Raw genomic sequence first — 1,124 nt, forward strand, 5'->3', positions numbered from 1 at the left:
TTGTCATCCCCGTGGGCCCACCGATCTCCAACTACAAGATCGTCAGCGAGATCCGCTCGGAACTGGCGGCAAAGCTCAATATCAACAAGGCGCAACAAGTACTTGCCGAAAAATGGGCGCCCTACATGTCGGAGCTGGGCAGGATCTTGATGGACGCCACCTGTTACGAGAGCGACATGCGCTTTCCCACGGACATCAAGCTGCTCTGGGAGACCGTGGAGTGGAACTATCGGTTGCTCAGGTCCCATTGCAGGGTATTACGGTCGGCCTTGCCCCGTACCAAGTTCAACAAATGGGCCAAACGCTATGCAAGCTATAGCAGATCGAGACGGCCGTCGAAGAAACAAAAGCGTAGCCTGACAAGGGGCCTGATCAGGCTATTGGGCAAGATACACCCTATATTGTCGGACATGGAAAAAGAACATTCGATAAACTATACCGCCGAGCGGGAAAAAAGGCGAAGGGCAACGGCCACCATACTAAGGCAACAGTCGCAACTTTTTTACAAGGGGGAAAGACCCAAGGGCCGCATCGTAAGCCTCGACAGACCGTACATACGTCCCATTGTCAGGGGAAAGGAAGCCAAGTCCGTCGAGTTCGGGGCAAAGGTCAATAAACTCCAAGTGGACGGGATCAGCTTCATCGAGTACCTGAGCTTTGATGCCTTCAACGAGGGAACTCGATTGAGATCAACGGTATACCTCGCCCAGGGCCTCTTCAAGACCAAGACCACGATCCTGGGAGCGGATGCCATCTACGCCACGAATAAAAACAGAAGGTTCATCACCGCCCAAGATATCAAGACCGACTTCAAGAGAAAGGGAAGGAAAACAAAGTACCACGGCCAATATCGATTGCTTGCTGCAATGATAACCAAGGAAAGGGCAACAAGATTGGAGGGTAGCTTCGGTACCGACAAGGAGCACTTTCTCCTGAAAAAAATAAAGGCACGCAACAAAAAGACCGGGACCCTCTGGATATTTTTCGGGATACACACTTCCAATGCACTCAAAATAGGACAACGGATCCAAAATCAAGCGCAAAAAGCAGCTTGATCAAAAACAAAGAGCACAAAAAACCAAACCTACAATGGAATACCTATCCCTATTCCTGAACATCCCTAA

General features: G+C 50.3%; 1 protein-coding gene. It reads left to right on the forward strand.

Annotated elements, in window-relative coordinates; all coding sequences use genetic code 11:
* Positions 1-176: 176 nt before the first annotated feature.
* Complete coding sequence (locus ACKWB9_RS15630) at positions 177-1,055, forward strand: transposase (protein WP_414003944.1); 879 nt, start codon at positions 177-179, stop codon at positions 1,053-1,055.
* The last annotated feature ends 69 nt before the right edge of the window (positions 1,056-1,124 follow it).

This window comes from Maribacter spongiae (assembly GCF_047345125.1).
Taxonomy (GTDB): domain Bacteria; phylum Bacteroidota; class Bacteroidia; order Flavobacteriales; family Flavobacteriaceae; genus Maribacter.